Here is a 24,047-nt window from a genome sequence, read left to right as displayed (position 1 = left end):
TCTGATGTTTGAATCTGAGGCCGGGCAATTCCAGGCTGCCGGCATTCAGGTCGGTGCAGATCATGGTCAAGCCGAAGAACGGTTATTGTCGGAAGCCCTAACTCCCTTTGGGGTTTCACGCCGAAATGGAGCTCTTGAAATGGCTCGCCTGTATGCTGTTCTTCATTGCTTCGAGAACGAGGTTCGCTCTCTAATCCGCGAAACACTTGAAGAGAAGGAAGGGCCGGAGTGGGCCAACAAACTTCCCGCAAAAGTTAAGAGTCATGCCGAGACTCGACAAAAGACAGCGTTTTCAGATTCGTGGCTTGAAGGGGAAAAGTCCGACATTCTCGGCTTTGTCGATTTCGGCCAACTGGCGTCGATCATTCTTGAAAATTGGAAACACTTTGAGGCTCTGATGCCATCTCAGCACTGGCTCAAACAACGAATGGACGAGTTGGAAAAGGCCCGGAATTTCATCGCCCACAACCGCATGCTTCTCCCAAGCGAATTCCAACGGATTTACATGTATGTTGCCGACTGGAACAGGGTTATCGGACTTTAACCATGTTGCCCAACCCATCATTCCAGCGGACGTACTGACATTTGCATAAAACCGCAAATGTCAGCCCCTCCCCGCTCAATGAAACACCCCACTCCGCCTTGCCCCACACCATCCCCCTGCCTCAATTCCAAACCGATTCGTAGATCCGATCTACCGGGATGTCCAGTTCGATGGATTGCAGCGGGATTTTGGCGCCGTCGGTGTAAATGGCCATGTCCCAGCCTTCGGCGGTGCGCCGGTAAACGCGTACGTCCATGCAGCTTTGTGCCACCAGCACGTATTCCTGGAGGCTTGCCAGGGTTTGGTACATTCGGCGCTTGTGCTCCCGGTCGTATTTGGCGGTCGAATCGGACAGCACTTCGACGACCAATTCAGGCTGCTCGCGGAAATGGCTGTCCTTGGCGGTTTCGCAAGTCACCATCAAATCGGGATAAAGATACGCATCGGCTGCCTCGACCTTTAGCTTCAGATCGGACATGAACACCCGGCAAGACGTGCCGCGCAAGTGCTCTCGAAACAAAATGTACAGATTGCCGGCGATCAGGTTATGGCTGTCGCTGCCGCCCGTCATCGCAAAGATTTCGCCGGCCACGTATTCGTGCCTGACCTGACTGGACATTTCCATTGCCAGATACTCTTCGGCTGTCATGCGCGGCGGTTTTGCAAGCGGGACCGACATAAAAACTCCTCATCCGATTTAACAGGCCGATTGGAGAACGCTTCAATCGCCCAACCCGATTTTATATTTGCCCGGGATTGTACAACCTTTACCTTTACGAACCACTACTCGTCTGCCTGCACTTGTTTAGGCATATCCCGGTTAATCAAGAAATACACCACCGGTATCACCACCAAAGAAAACAAGGTGGAAGCGATGATGCCGAAGATAAAGCTCCAGGCCAGGCCGGAAAAGATCGGGTCCAGCACGATCATCATCGAACCCAGCACCGCCGAGGCGGCGGTCAGAAAGATCGGGTTCAAACGGGTGGCGCCGGCTTCGACGATGGCGTCGGCTAGCGAAATCTCCGGGTTGCCACGATAGATGTTTTCGATGAAGTCGATCAGGATGATCGAGTTGCGCACGACGATGCCGGCCAGCGCGATCATGCCGATCATCGCCGTGGCCGTGAAATAGATCGGACTGGCGTATTCGCCGACGTTGCCGGCGAACAGATTGATCAACCAGAAGCCGGGCATGATGCCGATTACGGTCAGCGGAATCGCGATCATCATGATCAGCGGCACACCCAACGAGCCGGTCTGGCCGACCAGCAGGATATAGATCATCACCATCGCCGCGGCAAAAGCCAAGCCCAGGTCGCGGAACACGTCGACGGTGATTTTCCATTCGCCCTCGCCGGCCATTTCGGCTTTATAACCGGCCGGTAGTGGTTTGGCTTCGAACACGTCGAACAAATCCAGAATCGCCTCGACCGGACTGCGGCCGGCCATTTCCGCAGTGACGTAAGCCACGCGTTGCAGGTTCTTGTGGTAAATGGCCTTTTGCCCGCTCTGGCGCTCGAACCGGCCCAACTCGCTCAGATGCACCAATACGCCGTTGGCGGTTTTGACCGACAAGGCCAGCAGATCGGCTTCGGCCGAACGCGCGGCGCGGGGCAATTGCAGCCGGATGGCCAGCGGTTGCCGCTCGTTCTCAATGTGTAGCAACCCGACATCGACGCCGGCCAGCGCCAACTGCAAGGTTTGGGCGATTTGCGCCGCGGTCACGCCCAATGCGGCAGCCTTGTCGTGTTCGACCAGAAACTGCCATTTGTCGTAATCGGCTTCGACGAAATCGTCGACGTCGACCACACCCTCGGTTTGCTGCATGTCCGCCCGCACCCGGTTGGCGACATTGATGATATCGGCGTAATCGGCTTGCGGAGGACCGTAGACTTCGGCGACGACGGTGGACAGCACCGGCGGCCCCGGCGGCATTTCCACGATCTTGATGTTGGCGCCGAATTGTTTTTCGATGCGGTCGACCTCGGGCCGCATCCGCAGCGCGATTTCATGCGAGCCTTGCTCGCGACGGGTTTTATCGGCCAGGACGATGCGGATGTCACCGACATTGGCGCCCTGCCGCAAATAGTAATGGCGGACCATGCCGTTGAAATCCATCGGCGACGACAGACCGACATAGCTTTGGTAGCTGCTGATTTCGTTGACCGTCGCCAGATAGCGGCCCAGCTCCGCGGCAACGCGGTCGGTGGCTTCCAGCGACGAACCCTTGGGCATGTCGATGACAAGTTGCAGCTCGTTTTTGTTGTCGAACGGCAGCAATTTAAGCGGCACCACTCGGGTCACCGCCATCAAGGCCGACAACACGAAGGCCACGATCACCGCTCCCAAAAACCACCAGGCCTTGGCTTTGTCCGCCAGCAGCGGTGCCAGGATCGCTTGGTAAACCCTGAATCCCCGGCTCTGCTTCAAATCGAATGCCGGGCCGTGGTCTTTGCCGTAATCGCCCTTCAATAACCGGTAACTGGCCCAGGGCGTAACGCTGAAGGCAATCACCAGCGACAACAGCATCGCGATCGGCACGTTAAACGCCATCGGCGCCATGTACGGCCCCATCATGCCGGTGATGAAAAACATCGGCACGAAGGACATGATCACCGCAAACGTCGCCAGTATCGTCGGCGGCCTGATCTCGTCGACCGCGCTGAGCAAGGCTTGCAACGGCGGTTCTTTGCGCAGCTTGTAATGGCGGTGAATGTTTTCGACGTCGACGATAGGGTCGTCCACCAACAAACCCAGCGACAAGATCAAGGCAAACAAGGTGACCCGATTGATCGTGTAACCGAAGATCAGGTCGCACAGCAGCGTGATCGCAAACGTCATCGGCACCGCCAGCGATACGATCAGCGATTCCTTAAAACCGAGCGACAAGGCCAGCAAAACGATGATGGTCAAAATGGCGATGCCTAGATGCATGACCAGTTCGTTAACCTTATGGTCGGCGGTTTCGCCGTAGTTGCGGGTCACGGTCAGTAACACGTCGTCCGGAATCAAGGAGCCTTTCAGTTCTTCGGTCAGCGCCAACACCTGTTCGGCCACGCTGACGGCGTTGGCGCCGCGGCGCTTGGCGATGGCGATGGTCGCCAACGGCCGTTCCTCGCCGGCCTGCGGCAAGTGGCCGGGCTCGCCGAGCGTGTGCATTTGCGCCACGGCCGGGCCGAAACCGATGCGGGTGTAGTAGTCGGTGTCGGCCGACCCGTCGAGTATTTCGGCCACGTCGCGCAAATGCAGCAAGCGGCCGTTGCCGCCGGCCACCACGGTATTACCGACCTGCTCCGCGCTTTGGTAGTAGGGTCCGGCTTCCAAGACGATTTCGCGGTCGTTGGCGGTGGTTTGGCCAACCTGCAGATTCAGGTTGTTCTGCTGCAACGCGCGTTGCACATCGGCCAGACCGATACCGCCGGCCTGCAATTTGGCCGGATCGGGATAAACCGAGATCCGCCGCGGCGCGGCGCCGACCACCCAGCTTTTGCCGACGTTATCCACCGCCCGCAACCGCTCGATCAGTTCGTCGGCGATACGGCGCAAGCCCATTTCGTCGACGTTGGTGTTCTGCGGCGACAGGCTCAGCAATAAAATGGGTACGTCGTCGATTTCCACCGGCTTGACCAGCCAGTCGCTGACGCCGGGCGGAATGATGTCCTGGTTGGCCAGCAATTTATCCCGGGTCTTGATCAGACTGTTTTCCAGGTTCTCGCCGACGTAATAGCGCACTGTGACCACCGCCTGGCCCGGCCGCGATACCGAATAGACGTATTCCACACCCTGGATCTGGCGCAGCAACACTTCCAGCGGCGTCGTGATCTGTTTTTCCACTTCGTCGGCCGAAGCGCCCGGCGCCTGCACAAACACGTCCATCACCGGCACCACGATTTGCGGGTCTTCCTCGCGCGGCGTCAACATCAGCGCCGCGGCGCCGGCCAACAACGAGATCAGCAAAAACAGCAACGACAGGTGCGACGTGGTGAACAACCGGACAATGGCAACCGTCAGGCTGTCTTTTTTGGTTTCGTTGGAATTCATTGCCCGAGCTCGCCTTGCAACAGGATGGTTTCGCCGTCCCGCAGACCGGACAGCACTTCCAATTGATCGCCGTAACGTTTGCCGCTGCGGATATGCCGCATCTGCCATTGACCGCCTTCGACCACGCGCACGGCCTGTAATTGGCCGTATCGAACGATGGCGCTAATCGGCACCAGCAACACGGTTTGCGGCCCCTGGCAGCGGGTTTCCAGCCAGGCGAACTGGCCGTGTTGCAGGCCGGGCGTTTTCGGTAAATTGACTTTGACTGGTTGGGTCAGGGTTTGCGGATCGATCTCCGGGCCGATTTCGTCTATCGTGCCCGACAGCGTCTGCCGCAAGGCGTCGATTCTGACCGATACCGCCGCGCCCAATTCAAGCTGGGCAGCGCATTGACTGGCTATCGCCGCTTCCAGCCGCAAATCGTCGGGTTGGTGAAAACTGAGCAAAGGCTGGTTCGGCACGGCCATGTCGCCCGGCTCCTGGAAGCGTTCGCCGACCACGCCGTCGAACGGCGCGTACAACAGATTCTCGCCGAGCATGACCTTGCTCTGCTGCGCGGCGCTGGCGGCCTGATTTGCCATGGCCCGCGCCGCTTTAGCCTGAGCCATGACCGCGTCGTAGTTTTGCCGGGTGGCGGCCTGTTTTTGGTACAGATCGACGATACGTTTCTCGTCGGCGCCGGCCTGCGCCGCCTGGGCTTGGGCCGCGGCGTAGGCGGCATTGGCGGCATTGTAGGCGGCTTGCAAGTCGCGGTCGTCCAATTTGGCGAGCAATTGGCCCTTTTTCAAACGGTCGCCGGGATGGGCCGGCATTTCCAGGATTCTGGCATTAAGCTTCGGCGCAATTTTTATCGCCAGCCGGGAACGTACCGAGCCCTGCCACACCGAAGTGCCGGCGGCCGCCTGTCTGGTCACGCGCACAGTCGGCGCATCGGCGGGAACGCTTCGGGCCGCTACCGCGGCAGTACCGGGCTCAATCTTGCTTGCGCCGCCCAAAACACCAAGCGCCAGCAGAATGACCAATAACAAGCCGCCGATCGCCGCCACCGGCATCAGCCACTTCGGTTTGTCGGAAAGAGAAAGATGTTGGGACATGTGGGTATGCCTGCGAGGGTTTATTGCCAAAAGCCGAGGGCTTGTTTCAGGTCCGCTTCGGCGCGCAAGGCATCGTAGCGGGCGCTGATTTGCCGGTTGCGCGCGCGATCTCGGGCGACTTCAGCTTCCAGGTAGCGGGTAACGGTCACGACGCCGGCCCGGCGTTGCTCGTTGACCAAACGCAACGCTTCCTCGGCGGCGCGCACCGCGACATCGCTGACCTCAGCCCGGTTCAAAGCCTGCTGCAAGCCGAGCTGCGCCGACTTGAGCTGGTTTTCGATACGCAACCGGGTCTGCCTGACGGTTTCTTGCGCTGCGGTCAGTTCGTGCTCGGCCTTGCGGACTTTTTCCTGGGTAGCGAATCCGGAAAACACGTCCACTTCGACCATGACGCCGGCGCTGACGTTGTCGCGGTTGCTGCTGAACGCCAAGTCCTTGCTGTCCGAACCGTAACTGACATAGGCATCGGCGCGCGGTAAATGCGCCGCTTTGGCGGCAGCCAATTGCTGTTCGGCGATAGCAGCGCGTTTCTCGGCGTTTTTCAACTCGGGGTGTTGCGCCAGCGCTTGGTTCAGCAACTCGTCGAAACCGGCAGGGCTGCCCGGCAGGTCGGGTTGCACATTGCCGGCAAAATCGAATGCCTCGTTGACGTTCAAGCCCAACAGGGTCTTTAACAGGCTCTGCGCCAGTTCGATGGCATGCGCCGACTGGATTTCGGCGTCTCTAGCCTCGGCAAGTTGCGTTTCCAACGACAGCACGTCGGATTTCAGCACTACGCCGGCGTCGTATTGAATCTTGGATTGATTCAATTCGCTCTGTACCGCTTCAATTGCGCGGTTATTGACTTGGTGCGCCTCGATCGCCGCCAAACCGCCGTAATAAGCTGCGGTGACGTTGTTCACCAACCGGTTGCGGGTGGCAGCCCTTTCCAGTTCGGAACTTTCGACGCCCAGTTGCGCGGCCTGGCTCAAATAGTAATCCTGGCCGCCGCGGAACAGCGAGTAAGTCGCCGTGACTTGCGGCCGGTAATTGTCGACACCGCCCGGATGATTAAAATCGCCGCCGTTCAGATTCAAACGCCGCTGGGCAATGATCATCGAGAATGCCATGGCCGGATTGTCGCTATGCTGGTAGGACAGGCTGGTTTTGATTTGCGGATAGAAACTGGCGAGCGCCTGCCCCAACTGGGCGTCGGCTTGCTCGATCCGCTCCTGCATGATCCGCAGTTCCGGATTGTTGGCCAACGCTTGCTCGACGGCTTGCTCCAAGGTGTAAGTCGCTGAAGCCGAGGCAACCGGCCCCGTAAAACCCAGCAAAGCCGCAAGCGGTACAACGCTATATTTCACAATCATACGCATAGCACTGCCAAATGTTAGTAATTAAGTATTTCCTAATATTATAAGCCAAATCGCTTCTCTTATGGCTTTTTTATTCGTGCAAATTCAGTATTGCCGATACTACTGGATAGGTTAGTCGTCCGGGCGTAGAAATGAATGCTTGAAATGTTTGGTCATCATGGTAACTTTAGGCACTCACCCAATAACCTTCCATAATAATAATTAGCTTGAGAGGATACAGCGCATGAGCCTTGACGAAAACACCAACGAAACCGCGAATCAGGCCGAGGAGCCGAATCAGGCCGCCGCCAGCCCTGCTGCAGCCCCAACCGCAGCCGCCGGCAATGCTCTGGCCGGCTTTCTGGCATTAAAAGAATCCAACCCCAAAGTTTTTTACGGCGCGATCGGCGGCGCAGCAGTCGTTCTACTCGCCCTGATGTTTAGCGGCGGCTCCGAGCCGACACTGCCAGTCCACCAACAAAAACCGCTGGTTGCTGGCCAAAGTTACGTGCTGAAAAGCCCCAATACTTACGATCCGAATGCGACGGTCAGATTGGTCTCGGTACCGGGCTCGTTGGCTGCTTACGACGACACCGAAGAAAACGATCGCGATGGCGCCTGCAAACATATGCCGATGAATACACCGGTCAAATTAACCCAAATCCAAAACGATCCTACCGACAAAAATCTGGTCTGGGCAGAAGTCGAAATCGCAGCGAGCGGGGAATGCCAAGGCCGGCGCGCGTGGACTTCATCAATCAACTTGCAATAAGTGTTGACACAAAAAATTTAGCTTTTATAATAGGCAGGATAGTTAGCCAAGCGGGAATAGCTCAGTTGGTAGAGCACGACCTTGCCAAGGTCGGGGTCGCGAGTTCGAGTCTCGTTTCCCGCTCCAAATTCGATAAGCCGCGGCAAAACGCGGCTTTTTTGTTTGACCGATTAAGGCTGCGTAGCAAAGTGGTTATGCAGCGGCCTGCAAAGCCGTATACACCGGTTCGATTCCGGTCGCAGCCTCCATATAGACATGCGGGAATAGCTCAGTTGGTAGAGCACGACCTTGCCAAGGTCGGGGTCGCGAGTTCGAGTCTCGTTTCCCGCTCCAAATTCATAAAAAAGCCGCGAATATCGCGGCTTTTTTATGTCCGTCAGAAGCCCGCTCCCGCCCCATCTTGATCGACCGGGAGAAAGTAGCTCAAGCAAACCGACCTTCTCCAGCCCAACCATGACGGCCCTTCAGGCCTGTAGTCTCCTCAGCGGGCGGAAAGCATCGCCGTCACACCAACACCCGCTCGACGCCGCCCTGAGTCACGCGTTCGACATATTCCGGCATCCAGTTCTCGCCCAGCACGTGCTTGGCGATTTCGACGACGATGTAATCGACTTCCAAGGTTTCCACCTCATCTTGAAAACGCTGCAAGCCCTGCATGCAGGATGGGCACGAGGTCAACATTTTTACCGGCCCGGCATAACCGTCGCCGCGTAATTTGCTGGCATCCTTTTGCAGTTCTTCGGCCTTGCGGAACCGAATCTGCGTCGAGATGTCCGGCCGCGCCACTGCCAGCGTGCCGGACTCGCCGCAGCAACGTTCAGACTTGCTCACCGGCGCGCCCAACAGCTGGTTTACCACTTTAACTCCGTCTTGTTGCTTGAACGGACTGTGGCAAGGGTCGTGATAAAGGTAGCGCTGGCCATTCACACCGTCCAATTTCACGCCTTTTTCCAACAGATATTCGTGGATATCGATCAAGCGGCAACCCGGGAAAATCTTGTCGAATTCGTAATCCTGCAATTGGTCCTGGCAAGTACCGCAACTGACCACGACAGTCTTGATATCCAGATAATTCAGGGTGTTCGCCACTCGGTGAAACAACACCCGGTTATCGGTGGTTATCTTCTGCGCCTTGTCGAATTGGCCGCCCGCCCGTTGCGGATAACCGCAACACAAATAACCCGGCGGCAATACCGTTTGCACCCCGATTTCGTACAGCATCGCCTGCGTCGCCAGCCCGACTTGGGAAAACAAACGCTCGGAACCGCAACCCGGGAAATAAAACACGGCCTCTGAATCGGCTTTGGTTTTCTCGTGGTTGCGGATGATCGGCACGATTTGGTTGTCCTCGATATCCAACAAAGCCCGCGCCGTTTTGCTCGGCAATTCGCCCGGCATTTTCCGGTTCATGAAATGAATCACCTGCTCCCGCACCGGCGGCTTGCCGACCGTCGCCGGCGGCTGGGCGATCTGCGCCCTGCCCCAATGCTGCAAGAAGCTATTGCCGATACGCTGCGCTTTGTAGGTCCAATCGATCATCGCCTTGCGCATGGCTTTGACGTTACCCGGCTTGGACGCGGTCAAAAAGGCCAGCGCCATGGTCTTGGCCGGATTGAAACTTTGCTTGCCCATTTTGCGCAGCAGATTACGCATATTCATCGACACGTCGCCGAAATCGATGTCGACCGGACACGGATTGAAACACTTATGGCAGACGGTGCAATGGTCGGCGACGTCTTCGAATTCCTTCCAGTGGGTGATCGAAATGCCGCGCCGGGTCTGCTCCTCGTACAAGAAGGCCTCGATCAACAACGAGGTGGCCAGAATCTTGTTACGCGGCGAATACAGCAAATTCGCCGGCGGCACGTGGGTAGCGCAGACCGGTTTGCATTTGCCGCAGCGCAGGCAGTCCTTGACCGACTCCGAAATTGCGCCGATATCGCTCTGCTGCATGATCAGCGACTCGTAGCCCATCAGGCTGAACGAGGTGGTATAAGCCGAGCGCAAATCGGCGCCCGGCATCAACTTACCTCGATTGAAGCGGCCTTCCGGATCGATCCGGTTTTTATAGGCGTGAAAATCGGCCAGCTCGGCCTCGGTCAGGAACTCGTATTTGGTGATGCCGATGCCGTGCTCGCCGGAAATCGCCCCACCCAAGCCGCGCGCCAGTTCCATAATCCGCGCCACCGCCGCATTGGCTTCCTGCAACATCTCGTAATGGTCGGAATTGACCGGCAGATTGGTATGTACGTTGCCGTCGCCGGCGTGCATATGCAAGGCCACGAACACGCGGCCGCGCAGGATTTCCTTATGCAGGGCTTCAATGCGCTCGACGATCGGCCGAAAATTGTCGCCCTCGAAAATCTCGCGCAAGCGCGGCAGCAGTTCCAGCTTCCATGACACCCTGATAGAGTAATCCTGCAAGCGGTGAAACAAAGTCGGCTCTGCGGCGCGATTGCTTAACTCGCCAGCCTGAATCCCGTATTTGCCGAACTCGGCTTCCGCCTGGAGCAACGGCAAATCCAGATTGTCGTATAGCCAAGTCCAGCGCTGGCGCACCATGGCTAGCGTTTCCAGCGCCTGAGCCCGGCGCTCGCCGAGCAGTTCCCGCCAGTCTACGCCCTCTTCGTAAGCGCGCATCGGCAAATCGCCGGCCAAAAATTCGTTCAATGCCGCGCACAAGCGCAGCTTATTGCGCAGCGACAGCTCGATATTGATTCGCTCGATGCCATCGCAATAATCGCCCATCCGCGGCAACGGAATCACCACATCTTCGTTGATTTTAAAGGCATTGGTGTGTTTGGCGATCGCTGCGGTTCTGGCCCGGTCCAGCCAAAACTTTTTCCGGGTTTCGGCCGAAACGGCAATAAAGCCCTCCGCGCCGCGGGCGTTGCACAGACGCACCACTTCCGAAGCGGCCAGAGCCACCTGGTTCTCGTCGTCGCCGACGATATCGCCGATCAACACCATCTTCGGCCGGCCGTGGCGTTTGGCTTTGGTAGCATAGCCGACCGCCTTGACGTAACGCTCGTCCAGATGTTCCAGGCCGGCCAGCATGACCCGTTGCGCGCCGTCTTTCGGCAGACTTTCCAGATAGTCGCGAATCTCGACGATCGCCGGCACCGCTTCCCGCACCTGGCCGAAAAACTCCAGGCAAAAGGTTCGGGTCACCGGCGGCATTTCATGCAATATCCAGCGGGCCGAGGTGATGATGCCGTCGCAGCCTTCTTTCTGCACGCCGGGCAAACCGCCCAGAAACTTGTCGGTGACATCCTTACCCAACCCGGTTTTGCGGAAAAAACTGCCGGAGATTTCCAGGCTCTCTTCACCTAGCAATTGCTTGCCGCTGGCGTCGAACCGTTTCAGCAAAAATCTGGCTTTTTCCTGCTCATGAATTTTGCCCAGATTGTGGTTCAACCGCTCGATTTCCAGCCAATTGCCGTCCGGCATCACCATGCGCCAGGAAGCCAGATTGTCCAGCGCGGTACCCCACAGCACGGCTTTCTTGCCACCGGCGTTCATCGCGATATTGCCGCCGATGCAGGAAGCATCGGCCGAGGTCGGATCGCAGGCGAACACCAAGCCGGCCTGCTCCGCAGCATCCATCACCCGCCGGGTGACAACGCCGGCGCCGGTGAGAATCGTGGCGTAGGACCTATCGACGCCGGGCAACAAAGTCTGGCGCTCCACCTGGCCCATCGCCAGCAGTTTTTCGGTGTTGATCACCGCGGAATAGGCGTTCAGCGGCACCGCACCGCCGGTATAACCGGTACCGCCGCCGCGCGGAATGATGGTCAAACCCAGCTCGATACAGCCGCGCACCAGGTGGCCGACTTCGTCCTCGGAACAGGGGTACAGCACGACAAACGGATATTCCACCCGCCAGTCGGTGGCATCGGTGACATGACTGACCCGGGCGAAGCCGTCGAAACTGATATTGTCTTTACGAGTGTATTGCGACAGCAGCGTCATCACGCTACGGCGCAATTGCGCGGTGCGTTCGAAGTGGGCATCGAATTCGTCTACTGCCTGATGCGCGGCGAGGATTAATTTGGCGACGCGCTCGGCCCGCTCCGCGTTGTGGTTTTCGGTTTCGGCATGCCGGGCTTCCATTTGCCGCAAACGGTGGCGCAAGGCTTGCAACAACGCACGCCGGCGTTTGGCATTGTCGAGCAGATCGTCTTCCAGGTAAGGGTTACGACGTACGGCCCAGATATCGCCCAAGACCTCGTAAAGCATTCTGGCGGAACGGCCGGTGACCCGCTCCTCGCGCAAAGCATCCAGAATCGACCACATCTCTTCCCCCAGCAGGCGAATCACAATTTCGCGGTCGGAGAACGAGGTGTAGTTATAGGGGATTTCCCGCACGCGGGCGGGAATAGAATCATTCGAAGCGGGGAATAATGGAGAATCCACAGGGTTTCGGCGAACGGAAAGTCAGAATCGCCGAGATTTTACCACGGCACCCAACCGGTCCTGCCGAAAAAAAGCCGCGCAAACCGCGGAATATCTAGGGTTTATCGGCCGCTGATATTAGATAAGGCGTCGCGGCCGACGCTACCGGACAACCGGCGCGCCGTTCAGAGGCGCCCGACCGTCCCGCTGACCACGAGCTTAAAACTCTAAACGGCCGCCCAGCATCAAGCGGTTGCTTTCGACATGCCGGTAACTTTGCAGTGTCTCGTAAGCCAGAAACGCCGAGACGCCGCCGGGCAGCACCGTCGATACTTCGGCGCCGAAGGTGTAGTAATCTCGGCTAGGCGCGTCGTTGACCAAACTAAAGGTGGAGCCGGTACCGTCCGCAATGAAGCTGCCGGTCACGCTGCGCCGACCGTCAAGAAACTGGTGGTGCCACTCGCCGCGCAATTGCGGAATCAGAACGCCCCACGGAAAGCTGAAGGTGTAAGCAGTTTGCACACCCACGGTGGAAATCAACGATTCGATATTCTGCTTGCCGAATCGAACCGCAGCCACACTGCCGGATTCGGCGTAGCCATCGATGTTCAAAGCGGTGTATTCGCCGCGCGCATATGGCGCAACGCTCAAAGCCTGGTGGTGCCAGTCGTAGCCGCCGCCCCAACTGAACGAATATTGGTCGGCATTCGGCTTGGCCTTGGCAACCGACGATACACCGCCCAGCGTAATATTACGGGTGGTTTCGAATTCATGGCCGCCGTAAGAAGCCGTAGCGTCCAAATGCAAGGCCTCGGTCACGAAGTAAGAGGTATAGAGCATACCGGTGTAACTATCGCCCAAAGTTTCGCCACGGCCGGCGTTGAATGCGGCATTACTATGGCGGTAGTTGAAGACGGCGCCGCTGACCCAACTGTCGCTGATCCGATAATCGACGCCTGCCATAAAATTATGGTTGTCGTACTTAAAACCGCCTGTGTTCAGCGCGGTATTGTCGTGGGCACCGAAGCCGCTATCGACCTTGGTCCAAAAATTCAACGGCGGGAAATCGGCGTCGCCGCTGCCACCGCCCAATCTCGAGGTTTGATTGTTACTGTAATAGTCGTAGGGCACCGGATTACGCCCGCCGTCCAACCGGGTGATCGAGTTACCCATACCCAGGACTTGGTCCGGAGTCAGACTTTGAATGTCGGAAAAACTGGCTTGGCAAACCGCCGGCGCGTCGATTTCCAAATCCGAGTAATACGCCGAACACGAACTGATTGCCGAATCCACCGATCTTTGATTAGGATTCAGATTATTCAGCGGCGCGGGCGCCCCGGTGGCTTGAACCGAAGACAAAGACAACACAGCCATTCCAGCCACAATCGGCAAATGCCGCGTTACCGCAGGCCCACGCGGAACTGCGGCGTCCGCTTTCGAAATTGAATAACGCATAATATTCTCCAATGAATCCATAAAACACATCTTAACACTGCGACCGGCGCTACCGCAAAATTGTTGCAAAACAATTAATCAGCAAAATCAGACAAATAGCTATAACTTACAAGCCAACTTATCAACATAATTCGGCCGCCGCCGGTTAATTGAACCGAAGTTTTTCTTGCAAACTGAGCAAGCCTTTGTGCCCAGGATTGACTTCCAAGCCTTCCTGAACTTTCTTCAGAGCTTCGGAACGGTCGCTTTTCTCGTAAAACTCCCAGGCCTGTTGCTCCAGGGTATCGGCGATCTTGTTCAGGCCGGCGATCGCGGCCTTGTTGTACGGATCGATCTTCAACACTTCCTGATAGGCCCAGAAGGCGTTGCTGCCGGTGGGTGCGGTGAGGTAGCCGACGTCGAAATGGATCTCGGCCAGCTCCAATAAATCCTTAATTTTTTGCAGTTGCTCCGCGGTCAAACTCGGCACCACTTTCGGCGCCTCGGCCACTACCGCCTTCTCGGTCAATGTCCAATACACGTTGACGCCGATCGAACACACGATGATCAACGCGCTGGCCCACAGACCGTAATACACCGACGAACGCGGGCCGATAGAGGAGATAAACTCGTCAATACTGGCGCTACGGTTTTCCTGCTTGAACGCCAAACCTTTTTGCAAGCCCTTCCACTGCCGCCGCGACAACTTCGGGATCGGCTTGGGCTGCAAATTCAGTTCCTGCGCCTTTTCGGCGGACAAGCGACCGAACGGGTGTTTGCCGGACAATAACTCGTACGTGATGCAGGCCAACGCATAGATATCGTCGCGTGGGTCCGGCGCGCTATGCTGCAATTGCTCCAGACTGGCATAGGCCGGCGTCATCGCCCCCAAATCGCGGGCGTTGAACACAGTCGCGTCGTGGCCGTCTTTCTCGCTACGGCCGATGGCGCAGGCGATACCGAAATCCAGCACTCGGATCTCGCCTTCGTCGCTAACGAAGACGTTGCCGGGTTTGAAATCGGAATGGACGATGTTCTTGCTATGCGCATGTCCCAAAGCTTCGGCCATGGCATGGATGATAGGCCAGGCTTTTTTGAACGGCAGACCGGTTTCGACGTGGTCGCGAATCAAATGGCTCAATGGCCGGCCTTGCAGATACTCCATCGACATGAAGACGTACGCGCCGTCCCGGTCGAAGTCGTAAACTTTAATGATGTTGGGATGGGAAAGGGTTTGCGCCCGCTTGGTTTCGCGCTGCAACCCGACCAGCGCCATCGGATTGAATTGAAAATCCTGGTTCAACACTTTCAAAGCCACGAACGGGTCTTTGTCAGCCGCCTCGACTTTACGCAAGTCGGTAGCTTTGAACACCATGCCCATGCCGCCGACGCCGAGCAACTCCTCCAACACGAAGCGGTTTTTCAAGGTACAGCCCACCGTCAGTTCCGCTTGCGGCTGGTTCGGGTCCAGACCTTGTAACAGGGATTCGGTAGTCAAGGTCGGCGCTTGGGTTTGTACCAAGGTCGGTTCGGCAGCAATCGGCGCCGCCAATGGCACGGACTCGACCGATGTTGCATCATCGGCCGGCGCGGGCCGCGGCGCCAGTAAGGTTTCGTCGTCGCCGGCCGCCGCCGGCGTCGAAACCGGCGCTACCGCCAAACGGGTCTCGTCCTGCAAGGCCGATTGCAACGCGAAATATTGCTCCGCCGGCAACCCACCGCCGCGGAACATTGTCTCCAGATGCTGCAATGCTAGCGCCACTTCCGCGGCCGATTGCCCTCCCGCAACTCGGGCCGCCGCCAATAATTCGTCGAACGAAATTTGCGATTGCCGGAACGCGTTCAATGCGTTATCAAATACTGCCATGACCAACCCAAAAAAAATCAATCCTACGATTTTAGCCGAAGACCTTCATTTATGTCGCCACCGCTCGCTATCTGTGCGGGCCCGATCCATTCAGGTAGCCGTCGTGTTGAAACGGAACGCCAAAACTTATCTACTGGTGGCTTGCCTGGCCTTGACTCCATTGCTGGCGGGCTGCGTTTCGCCGGTCGCCAAACTGCATCAACAAGCTCGAGACCTGGGTCTCGTCGCGTTGGATCTCGACGGCGGCAAATTTACGCTGAGCGGATTCCTGAATCGGCCGGCACAGGCCACAGAACGTTTACACGTTTACCTGGAAGGCGACGGCCGGCCGTGGGAGCGCGGCCTAATTCCGGCCGCCGAACCGACCACACGCGATTCTGTGGTCCTGCCGCTAATGGCCGGCGACCCGGCAGCCAGCCTGTATCTGGGCCGGCCTTGCTATAACGGCCATGCTATAGATCCGGTCTGCGACTCGACACTGTGGACTCGCGCCCGTTACGCAGACAGGGTCGTCGCCAGCATGGCCGCGGCTTTACAGCGCTTCGCAGAGCAAAACGGATACCCGCAACTGGTATTGATCGGCCACAGCGGCGGCGGCACGCTGGCGTTACTACTGGCTGAACGATTGCCGGGGACCATCGCCGTCGTCACCTTAGCGGGTAATTACGACATAGACCGTTGGACCGATTACCACGGCTACCAGCCTCTGCAAGACTCCATCAATCCGGCTCGACGGCAGCCGGGCCGCGTCCCGGAATGGCACCTGCTCGGCGAGCGCGATACGAACATCCCGCCGGCACTGTTCGAATCGGCCCTGCGCGCCCGCCCCCATGCGCAAGTAATCCGGGTCGATGCCGACCATAACCGCGGCTGGCAAGCAATCTGGCCGAAAATGTTGCAACGCTTGCACAGCGTGAGATAAGCGCTATTGCGGCCCGGCGGTTTTCTGCTATCGTTGCCGGCCTAACCCTTCACAGCAAAAAGGCGGCTCGTTATGGCTCAGAAGATGTATCAAAATCGTACGCTCGCTTTGGCGATCGGCAGCATACTCATGGCGGCTTGCGCTCGCGACGTCAGCCAGGAGGAAATGGCCAAGGCCACCGAAGGCTACATCGTGGCCGATACCAATAAATTGTTTGTGGTCGATTGCCTGCTGCCCGGCCAAGTGCGCAAACTAGGTTCGCAAATGACCTACCTCAGCGCGCGCCGGCCGATTCGCACCACCGCGGCGGATTGCGAAGTCCGCGGCGGCGAATACGTCGCCTACGACCGCGCCAATTACGCCAGCGCATTGAACATCTGGCTGCCGAAAGCCCAGGAAGGCGACGCCGCGGCGCAATTGGCGGTCGGCGAAATTTTCGAAAAGGGCCTGGGCACGCAAGCCGACTACAAAGCCGCAGCGCAGTGGTACGAAAAAGCCGCCCAGCAAGGCAACTCGCAGGCGCAATTGAACCTGGGCCATCTCTACGAAAAAGGCCTCGGCGTCGCGCAGGACAAGGAAGCGGCCTTACGCTGGTACCGCAAATCGGCCGGCCTGGAAGACGCCGGCATCCAATTCGCCCCGGCCGTCAATGCTCAGGAGCTGGAAACGCTGCGCAGCGAAGTCGCCGAATCGCGCCGCGAGGCCGAGCAACTGCGCGAACAATTGCAGGACACCCGCCAGCAAACCCTGGAGCAACAGGAAAGTTTGCGTAAGGCGCAAAGCGAGCTGGAAGCCTTACGCAACAAACTGCAACAACAAAAATCGACTGCGCCGGGCAATTCCAGCGATATCGAACTGCTGGAAAAGCAACTACGCGAAAAAGAGTCGCAACTCAAAGACCAACAGGCCAGGCTCGGCTCGTTGACGCAAACCTTAAGCCAGGAACGGCAACGCATGAAACGCGAGTTGGACGCGGCCCGGCAGGAAAATCCGGCCGCCAAAGCCGCTGACAGCAAAGCCAACGAATTGGAAAACCGGCTGAACGAGAAAATCGAAACGTTCCAGAAACAATCGGCTGAACTGACCGGCTGGCTAACATCGCCGGATAAGCTCGACCGCAACCAAATCGACAACCGCAAACTGGCGCTGCAACAACAGGCCAAGGAAATCGCCGCGCTGAAAGAAAAACTGGAACAATCGCGCAGCACCTTGTTGGCATCCGGCTCCGGCCCGAATATCGAGCTGATCGAACCGGCCGTGACCGTGACCCGCGGTATTCCCAGCATCCAATTCGCGGTCGGCGAAAGCAGCAAACGCATTATCGGTAAAATCGACGCCAGTACCGGCCTCAGCCGCTTGTTGCTGAACGACAAACCGGTCAAAGTCGACGCCAACGGCCGCTTCGAAACCGACGTCAGCCTGCAGGGAGACGAAACCGTGGTGCGGATCAGCGCGACCGACAAACGCAACCAACGCAGCGACCTGAGCCTGCGCCTGCTCGCGGCCAGCAGCGGGATTGCCGCCGAACCGTTTCCGAGCAGCAACGGCAGCGGCGGCGACTTGAAGCGCAGCGGCGACATCCAGTTCGGCAAGTTTTACGCGATCATCATCGGCAACAACGACTACGGCGCCTATCCGTCTTTGAAGACGCCGATGGCTGACGCGAAAAGTCTGGAATTGCTGCTGCGCGAACGTTACGGCTTTAAAACCAAGTTACTGCTGAATGCCAACCGCCACGCGATCATGTCGGCGCTGAACGAGCTGAACCAAAAACTGACCGAGCAGGACAACCTGCTGATTTATTACGCGGGCCACGGCGAAATCGACAAGCGCAGCCAGACTGCCTACTGGCTGCCGGTCGATTCCGAGACCGGCAACAGCGCCAACTGGATATCCAGCCAAAGCATCACCGAGTTCTTGAGCATCATGCCGGCCAAGCACATCATGGTGGTGGCCGATTCCTGTTATTCCGGCGCCTTGACCGGTTCCGCCGTGGCCAAACTGCCGGAGGGAATGGACGATGCCAAACGCGAGCGCTGGCTGAAAGCGATGAACAGCCGCAAGGCCCGCACCGTGCTGACGTCCGGCGGCGTCAAGCCGGTCATGGACCAAGGCGGCGGCGAACACTCGGTGTTTGCCAATGCGTTTTTGAAGGTGTTGCGCAGCAACAAACGGATTATCGAGGATTACGATATATTCCGGGATGTGGCGAATCAGGTGCAGGCTTCGGCGGCGCGCGGCGGCTTCGAACAAAAACCGCAATATGCGCCGTTGCAACATGCCGGGCATGAAGGCAGCCCGTTCTTCTTCGTACCGGAGGTCTGATCCCGCCGGCGGCTGGCCGGGCCGTTGAAGCCCGGCCGGAATGAAGGTTTTAAATCCTTATTTCCACTTCGAAAACAAATCTTTCAACTTGTCTTGCTTGGCCGCGGCCGGAATCGGCGCCGGAGCCGGTTCCGGTTCGGGAGCCGCTAGCGGAGCCGGTTGTGCTTCCTCGACAGGTTTGCTTTTACCGAACAGGCTTTTCAATTTGCTGGTTTTCGCCGGTGCCGGTGTCACGGCCTCTGCCGCCGGCTCGGCAACCACTGCCGGTGCCTGCGGAGCCGCTTCGACCACAGGTTCTGCAGCCGGAGCGGCGGTTTCCTCGTCGGGGTCGGCTACTTCCACTGTGGTTTGGGTACCCAGCTTCTGGTCCAGTTTGGCCATTTGCTGCATCGTGTTATTCAATAATTGCTTGAACTTACCGAAGCCGCTGCTTTTCTCGACGGCCTTATCCACCGAGGAATGCTTCGCCGCAGCGGCAACTTCCTTCGGCGCAACGGCTTCGGCTGGGGCGACCGGAGCCGCGGCAACCGGGCTAACCGGAGCAGGCGCCGGCTCGACCGCTGCCGGCATTACCACCGCCGGCGCGGGAGCGATAGCCGCTTCAATCACGCTGGGTTTTGGCTCCGCCACCGGTTCTACGCGGAATTCAGGCGCCGGAGAAATTGAAACCGCCGCTTTTTCCGCCGGCTTAACCTGCTCCGCCAACTCGGTTTGGTAACGGTTGACGGTTGCGGCTAGCGCTTTCTCGGCATTGGCCTGCTGGCGTTCGAATAGAATTTTTTGCTCTTCCAGCGCCAGTTCCAATTTGGCGACCTGCGCGGTTTGTTCTTCCACCTTACGCTGTAACGGCTCCAGTAGCGCATCTTTCTCGGCCAGCTTCGCGCTTTCCGCCCACAACGACAATTGCAGATCGGTCTTACCTTTTTGCTCGGCTTGGAAGCGCTCGACCGCTTGCTCGCTGATCGCCGCGTAACGGTTCCACAGTTCGCCGCTATCGGCGTTGTTCGCCGCGGGCAAACTCGGCTCGGTCAATTCGAACTTGTTGGCCAAGGCCTTGATGCTGTCGATCAATTGCCGGTTGCCGGCGACGACTTTCTCTTCCAAACCGGCGGCGCGTTGCGCGGATTCTGCGGCGGCCGCTTGCACCTCGGCCAATTGCTGGACGCTGGCGGCCAATTCGGCCTGGCTGCCTTGCAATTGCTGCTGCGCGCCTTCCAGGTCGGCCTGTAACCCGAGACGCAATTTCACCAGGGTGGCGTTGGCTTTTTTCAGAAAGTAAATGCGGATACTGTAAAAAATCGAAGTCAGCAACCATACCGCAATGGCAACGGCTCCGGCATATTCCGGATTGGCAAGGGTTAATTGGTACCAATCCAACAATATGCTTTGAATCATCGGTAAATATGCATCCATAGAAAATCCCGGCTAAATGTAATTTTTATAATGAAGACCCGCGCCCCGCAACAAGCGGCCTGAGACCGCTCCCGATCGGAACGGTGCAGTATACCAGCTTGATTGTATTACGGATTATCGACGACCGCCCGCGAACGGAATCGGCCATAGCCTGGACCAGATTAAGCCGTCGTTAAGCGTCTGACTGCCAGACTTTCGACCGGATAGTCCACAGGAGCCGACATGAAACCCTTGCCCGACGCCATTACCCGCAATCGCAAAGTACCCTATCTGGCAACCGACGGCACGCTACGCTTCTGCATCAGTGCGCCGTTGCTCGAGCCGCCGGCAGACTTCAAAGCGTGGTTCCGACCACAGCAACGGCAGCTACGGCGCCACCGGTTACGCGCGGCTTGAGACAAGGCTAAGCCGGTTTGCGTCGCTTGCGCAGATTGCCGACCCGAAACCCGGTTGACAGCGCGGTTCCGACCAAAATCACGGCCATGCCGAACATGTGCCGCGGCACGACCGCTTCCGCTAAATACAGCGCTCCCCACAGTGTCGCGAATACAGGATTCAAAAACGTGACGGTCAATGCCGAAGAAGCGCCGATATCGCGGATCAATCGGTAATAGAGCGGAAAGGCCACGCCGGTGCAGACCACTCCGAGCCCGGCGACGGCTAACAAAGATTCCGCTGTCGGCATCTGCCTTGCCGGCCACAGAAACAACATCGGCACCAATAACAGCGACGCCGCCCACAGACTGCCGTGAGCGGTCTCGAATGGCGCCAGCGTGGCTTTGGCCTTGGCGTAATTGGTGGCAATACCGTACGAGAACGCGGCACACAGCGAACTGATAACCGGCAGCAAAAACTGGTCCGGCGTGGCGACCAGCAAGCCCCAGAACAACAGCACCACGCCGCAGAGCGCCGTAACCATGCCGCACAGTCTCTTTATGTCGAACGTCTCGATGCCGAGCGTTAATCCGATTGCATATGCCCAAATCGGCGCAGTCGCATTCAACACCGACAATTGCGAAGTCGATAGCACCGCCGCCGCATACGCGAACAAACTGAAGGGCAGCGCGACGTTGAAAAATCCCATCACCAGCAAATAGCGCCAGTTGCACAGCAAACCGCCCAGCCGTTTCCTGAACAACGCCAGCAGAAATAGAAACAGCGACGCCGACAATACCCGGCCCTCCGCGACGTACGCCACGCCCAGGATCGGCGCGGCAATCCGCATCAACAGAAAAGACCCGCCCCAAATGGCGGACAGGAGTAGCAGACGCAAAGCATCGGCAATAGCCATAAAAGCGGATTATCCTAATCTGAAAAGCGCTTTATTGTGCCGCAGCGACGCGCAGCCGAAAACCGTGGCAGACGATTTGGCGCCGGACAGCGCACTCTCGCCGATAAGCCCACTTGGCAAGACAAACACCCCGCGAATACGTTAACCTTGCCTCTTCAGTCGATGGCTTCTGGAGCACAGCCCATGCGAAACGGAACAATCCCTACCCTAGCCAGTTTTTTAAGCGCACTGACCGTTCTGGCCGGCTGCGCCGGCGTTCCGGCGTCCGATCCGCGCGACCCTTGGGAAAACTGGAACCGACCGGTGCAAACCTTCAACGACCGGGTCGACGATTATCTGATGAAACCGGTGGCGCGCGGCTACCGCTGGATCACGCCGGATTTCGTCGATACCGGCATCAGCAACTTTTTCAGCAACATTGCCGACATCCGCGTGTTCATCAACGATGCCCTGCAGGGCAAGTTCCAGCAAGCCGGTATGGATGCCGCCCGCTTTCTGGTCAATACCACCGCCGGCATCGCCGGCTGGTTCGACCCGGCCAGCAACATCGATTTGCCCAAACACCACGAGGACTTCGACCAGACTCTGGGCTATTGGGGCGTGCCTACCGGGCCCTACCTAGTACTGCCGCTACTGGGGCCGAGTTCCCCGCGCGGCGTGGTGGGCCTGATTGGCGACACCGCCGCCAACCCGATCAGCTATACCGGCCTGTTCACCGAATCCGCGGTATTGTCGAAAGCAATATCCGGCGGCTTGGGCGGGCTAAACGCCGCCGATTTGCGCGCCGACAATCTGGAAACCGAAAAAATCGCCAGCGAAGCCGCGGTGGACCGCTACGGATTTTTCCGCGGCGCTTATTTTTCCCAGCGCAATTACTTGGTCAACGACGGCAATGTCACCGACGACGACATTTTGCATCTCGATGAAACCGAGGAAAAGCTATCGCCGGTCAATCCGTATTAAGCGGTCAAGCGACCGCTGGCTTGTCGTGGGCGAAGCGGGCGCACCGAACGACTTTTCCGGTTGACCGGAACGCAAGACGGGAGAACCATGCCATGAGCAGAACGATTTTCACTGCCTTACTCGTCGCGTTTGCCACCCATAGTGCGGCGAGCCCGCCAGCGATACGCTCGCTGCCGCTGGAACGGATCAGCATCGAACGAATCGATATTCAAGGTCAAATCAGGACCTGGAACCTGAACAAGGTCTGCATCGACGGCCAGGCTTACCTATTATTGATGAAAGGCTTGACCGAACCGGTAAGCATTTCCGCTGCGTTTGCAGACGGCAAGCCGGAACAATGCAAAGTTGCTACGGACGAGGCTTTACCAGGCAAATGACCGCAGCTTCATTGCGAGCCATACCCCATTATGGATCGCCGAGCCTGTCGATCCGGTTTACATTCTGCGCTGGCGCTTGACGCTCGCCAAGGTCAACAAGTTGAACTGCGGCAGTTTCAGGAGATTGGCCCGATTTTTGTTTGATATGCTCAAACTTTCGCCAACCGAGTCTACCGAGCCATGTACCTGAAACAGCGCTCCGCAACCTACTTCGACCCCTACTGGCGCACCCGCGCCCAGAAGATCATCCCCGGCGAATACTGCGTCGCCACGTCCGGCTCGGTCATCGTTACCGTAGTCGGCTCTTGCGTTACCGCCTGCATCCGCGATCGCGACAAAGGCATCGGCGGCATGAGCCATTTCATGGTCGCCAACACCAACGAAGGCCAGCCGATCAACGCCCGCCTGGAAAACCAAGCCAAGGCAGCGATGGATAAATTCATCAATCACCTGCTCGACATCGGTGCAGAACCGCACCAGTTGGAAGCCAAATTATTCGGCGGCGGCAACGTCCTGAACGGATTGCAACGCGACAACGTCGGCGCCCGCAGCGCGCAGTTCCTGCGCAACTACCTGGCCGAGCGTAACATACCGGTCATCGCCGCCGACATGCTGGATATCTATCCGCGCAAGGTCTACTTCTTTCCCGAATCCGGCAAAGTTCTGGTCAAAAAACTGAAAGACATCAAGAACGAAACCATCCTGAAACGGGAACAGGAATATTCGCAGCGGATATTCGCCGGCAGTCTGGCTTGAGCGATTCTGACACTGATCGTAATCCAGCTTTCACATCCTGAGGCCTGAGGTAGTCGGTCTGGTATTTCGTAATGCGTTCGCTGCAACGGCGAGCGAAGCCGATGATTATCGGCACACCGTGTTTAGCACCGCCTAAATAACCCTGTTATCCTTACGTGATACAATCCAACGCTCACTCACAATCAATTCGAAGGAATTTTATGCCCTTTATCAAACACCTTGGCTTGCTGCTGTTATCCGTTTCTTTCAACGCAGCCGCGGCGGAAATTCCGTTGACTCAAGCCGACCTGCTGGGCACCTGGCAAATAGAAAAAGAATCACTCAACGCCGACGGCAGCGGCGCCCGCGGCCTGAACACGACATGGAGCTTCCGAAACGACGGCACCATGGAAGGCATTTCCCAAGAAAACGACGCCCATGCCCGCATCGACCAGCTCAAAGCGGTATTGAATTACAGCGTCGAAGACGGCAAATTGAAAAAGCAAGCCGCGCCCGGCCGCTCGAAAATGGAAA

General features: G+C 57.8%; 18 protein-coding genes and 3 tRNA genes. 12 read left to right on the top strand and 9 right to left on the bottom strand.

From position 1 onward, the window contains the following. Positions 1-4: 4 nt before the first annotated feature. Complete coding sequence (locus tag NP603_RS18150) at positions 5-544, top strand: Swt1 family HEPN domain-containing protein (protein WP_256612269.1); 540 nt, start codon at positions 5-7, stop codon at positions 542-544. Between the two features lie 121 nt (positions 545-665). On the opposite strand, the gene NP603_RS18145 is transcribed toward NP603_RS18150, so the two are convergent. From NP603_RS18145 to NP603_RS18130, 4 genes are all read right to left on the bottom strand, one after another. Next, entirely contained in the window at positions 666-1,223 is a 558-nt protein-coding gene (locus NP603_RS18145; protein WP_256612268.1) for a Uma2 family endonuclease, read from the bottom strand. Positions 1,224-1,327: 104 nt separating this feature from the next. Beyond that, the gene (locus NP603_RS18140) at positions 1,328-4,588 is read right to left on the bottom strand and encodes an efflux RND transporter permease subunit (protein WP_256612267.1); all 3,261 of its coding nucleotides are present in this window, start codon (positions 4,586-4,588) and stop codon (positions 1,328-1,330) included. Then, on the bottom strand, positions 4,585-5,682 hold the full coding sequence (locus NP603_RS18135) for an efflux RND transporter periplasmic adaptor subunit (RefSeq protein ID WP_256612266.1): 1,098 nt from the start codon (positions 5,680-5,682) through the stop codon (positions 4,585-4,587). Before NP603_RS18135 ends, NP603_RS18140 begins: the two co-directional genes overlap by 4 nt. 20 nt (positions 5,683-5,702) lie before the next feature. After that, positions 5,703-7,034 carry a TolC family protein gene (locus tag NP603_RS18130; protein ID WP_256612265.1) on the bottom strand — a complete coding sequence of 444 codons (1,332 nt, stop codon included), beginning with the start codon at positions 7,032-7,034 and terminating at the stop codon, positions 5,703-5,705. A gap of 229 nt (positions 7,035-7,263) precedes the next feature. Here NP603_RS18130 and NP603_RS18125 point away from each other — a divergent pair, with 229 nt between their 5' ends. From NP603_RS18125 to NP603_RS18110, 4 genes are all read left to right on the top strand, one after another. Then, entirely contained in the window at positions 7,264-7,791 is a 528-nt protein-coding gene (locus NP603_RS18125; RefSeq protein ID WP_256612264.1) for a hypothetical protein, read from the top strand. A gap of 50 nt (positions 7,792-7,841) precedes the next feature. Further along, positions 7,842-7,917: transfer RNA gene (locus NP603_RS18120), tRNA-Gly, on the top strand. A 48-nt stretch (positions 7,918-7,965) separates the two neighbouring features. After that, positions 7,966-8,039, top strand: a tRNA-Cys gene (locus NP603_RS18115). 9 nt (positions 8,040-8,048) lie between these two features. Next, positions 8,049-8,124 (top strand) — tRNA-Gly (locus tag NP603_RS18110). A gap of 171 nt (positions 8,125-8,295) precedes the next feature. Here NP603_RS18110 and NP603_RS18105 read toward each other — a convergent pair. The 3 genes from NP603_RS18105 to NP603_RS18095 form a co-directional block, all read right to left on the bottom strand. Beyond that, positions 8,296-12,207 (bottom strand): DUF3683 domain-containing protein, encoded by a 3,912-nt coding sequence (locus NP603_RS18105; RefSeq protein ID WP_256612263.1) that lies wholly within the window; start codon positions 12,205-12,207, stop codon positions 8,296-8,298. A gap of 198 nt (positions 12,208-12,405) precedes the next feature. Then, positions 12,406-13,641 carry an autotransporter outer membrane beta-barrel domain-containing protein gene (locus NP603_RS18100; RefSeq protein ID WP_256612262.1) on the bottom strand — a complete coding sequence of 412 codons (1,236 nt, stop codon included), beginning with the start codon at positions 13,639-13,641 and terminating at the stop codon, positions 12,406-12,408. 145 nt (positions 13,642-13,786) lie between these two features. After that, entirely contained in the window at positions 13,787-15,487 is a 1,701-nt protein-coding gene (locus tag NP603_RS18095; protein ID WP_256612261.1) for a serine/threonine-protein kinase, read from the bottom strand. Between the two features lie 103 nt (positions 15,488-15,590). On the opposite strand from NP603_RS18095, the gene NP603_RS18090 reads away from it, so the two are divergent. Both NP603_RS18090 and NP603_RS18085 read left to right on the top strand, forming a co-directional pair. Beyond that, complete coding sequence (locus NP603_RS18090; RefSeq protein ID WP_256612260.1) at positions 15,591-16,409, top strand: alpha/beta fold hydrolase; 819 nt, start codon at positions 15,591-15,593, stop codon at positions 16,407-16,409. Between the two features lie 72 nt (positions 16,410-16,481). Further along, positions 16,482-18,734, top strand: a complete 2,253-nt coding sequence (locus tag NP603_RS18085) for a caspase family protein (protein ID WP_256612259.1) — start codon at positions 16,482-16,484, stop codon at positions 18,732-18,734. Positions 18,735-18,791: 57 nt separating this feature from the next. Here NP603_RS18085 and NP603_RS18080 read toward each other — a convergent pair whose 3' ends face one another. After that, entirely contained in the window at positions 18,792-20,147 is a 1,356-nt protein-coding gene (locus NP603_RS18080) for a hypothetical protein (protein ID WP_256612258.1), read from the bottom strand. Between the two features lie 222 nt (positions 20,148-20,369). On the opposite strand from NP603_RS18080, the gene NP603_RS18075 reads away from it, so the two are divergent. Then, positions 20,370-20,543, top strand: a complete 174-nt coding sequence (locus tag NP603_RS18075) for a hypothetical protein (protein ID WP_256612257.1) — start codon at positions 20,370-20,372, stop codon at positions 20,541-20,543. A gap of 7 nt (positions 20,544-20,550) precedes the next feature. Here NP603_RS18075 and NP603_RS18070 read toward each other — a convergent pair whose 3' ends face one another. Further along, the gene (locus NP603_RS18070; RefSeq protein WP_256612256.1) at positions 20,551-21,438 is read right to left on the bottom strand and encodes a DMT family transporter; all 888 of its coding nucleotides are present in this window, start codon (positions 21,436-21,438) and stop codon (positions 20,551-20,553) included. Between the two features lie 183 nt (positions 21,439-21,621). Here NP603_RS18070 and NP603_RS18065 point away from each other — a divergent pair, with 183 nt between their 5' ends. From NP603_RS18065 to NP603_RS18050, 4 genes are all read left to right on the top strand, one after another. After that, positions 21,622-22,401, top strand: a complete 780-nt coding sequence (locus tag NP603_RS18065) for an MlaA family lipoprotein (protein WP_256612255.1) — start codon at positions 21,622-21,624, stop codon at positions 22,399-22,401. Positions 22,402-22,493: 92 nt separating this feature from the next. Next, entirely contained in the window at positions 22,494-22,778 is a 285-nt protein-coding gene (locus NP603_RS18060; RefSeq protein ID WP_256612254.1) for a hypothetical protein, read from the top strand. 180 nt (positions 22,779-22,958) lie between these two features. Next, positions 22,959-23,534 (top strand): chemoreceptor glutamine deamidase CheD, encoded by a 576-nt coding sequence (locus NP603_RS18055; RefSeq protein ID WP_256612253.1) that lies wholly within the window; start codon positions 22,959-22,961, stop codon positions 23,532-23,534. A gap of 200 nt (positions 23,535-23,734) precedes the next feature. Further along, positions 23,735-24,047: lipocalin-like domain-containing protein (locus NP603_RS18050; RefSeq protein WP_256612252.1), on the top strand; the 313-nt coding region annotated here is incomplete at its 3' end.

Source organism: Methylomonas aurea (assembly GCF_024505045.1).
Classification (GTDB): domain Bacteria; phylum Pseudomonadota; class Gammaproteobacteria; order Methylococcales; family Methylomonadaceae; genus Methylomonas; species Methylomonas aurea.
Note: the sequence above shows the minus strand (reverse complement) of the source record. Positions and strands in the feature narration are given on the sequence as shown.

Coding starts and splice junctions, on each gene's coding strand:
- NP603_RS18085 (WP_256612259.1), top strand. CDS start 16,482: ATGGCTCAGAAGATGTATCAAAATCGTACGCTCGCTTTGGCGATCGGC.
- NP603_RS18095 (WP_256612261.1), bottom strand. CDS start 15,487: ATGGCAGTATTTGATAACGCATTGAACGCGTTCCGGCAATCGCAAATT.
- NP603_RS18130 (WP_256612265.1), bottom strand. CDS start 7,034: ATGATTGTGAAATATAGCGTTGTACCGCTTGCGGCTTTGCTGGGTTTT.
- NP603_RS18135 (WP_256612266.1), bottom strand. CDS start 5,682: ATGTCCCAACATCTTTCTCTTTCCGACAAACCGAAGTGGCTGATGCCG.
- NP603_RS18065 (WP_256612255.1), top strand. CDS start 21,622: ATGCGAAACGGAACAATCCCTACCCTAGCCAGTTTTTTAAGCGCACTG.
- NP603_RS18150 (WP_256612269.1), top strand. CDS start 5: ATGTTTGAATCTGAGGCCGGGCAATTCCAGGCTGCCGGCATTCAGGTC.
- NP603_RS18145 (WP_256612268.1), bottom strand. CDS start 1,223: ATGTCGGTCCCGCTTGCAAAACCGCCGCGCATGACAGCCGAAGAGTAT.
- NP603_RS18070 (WP_256612256.1), bottom strand. CDS start 21,438: ATGGCTATTGCCGATGCTTTGCGTCTGCTACTCCTGTCCGCCATTTGG.
- NP603_RS18080 (WP_256612258.1), bottom strand. CDS start 20,147: ATGGATGCATATTTACCGATGATTCAAAGCATATTGTTGGATTGGTAC.
- NP603_RS18060 (WP_256612254.1), top strand. CDS start 22,494: ATGAGCAGAACGATTTTCACTGCCTTACTCGTCGCGTTTGCCACCCAT.
- NP603_RS18055 (WP_256612253.1), top strand. CDS start 22,959: ATGTACCTGAAACAGCGCTCCGCAACCTACTTCGACCCCTACTGGCGC.
- NP603_RS18125 (WP_256612264.1), top strand. CDS start 7,264: ATGAGCCTTGACGAAAACACCAACGAAACCGCGAATCAGGCCGAGGAG.
- NP603_RS18100 (WP_256612262.1), bottom strand. CDS start 13,641: ATGCGTTATTCAATTTCGAAAGCGGACGCCGCAGTTCCGCGTGGGCCT.
- NP603_RS18075 (WP_256612257.1), top strand. CDS start 20,370: ATGAAACCCTTGCCCGACGCCATTACCCGCAATCGCAAAGTACCCTAT.
- NP603_RS18140 (WP_256612267.1), bottom strand. CDS start 4,588: ATGAATTCCAACGAAACCAAAAAAGACAGCCTGACGGTTGCCATTGTC.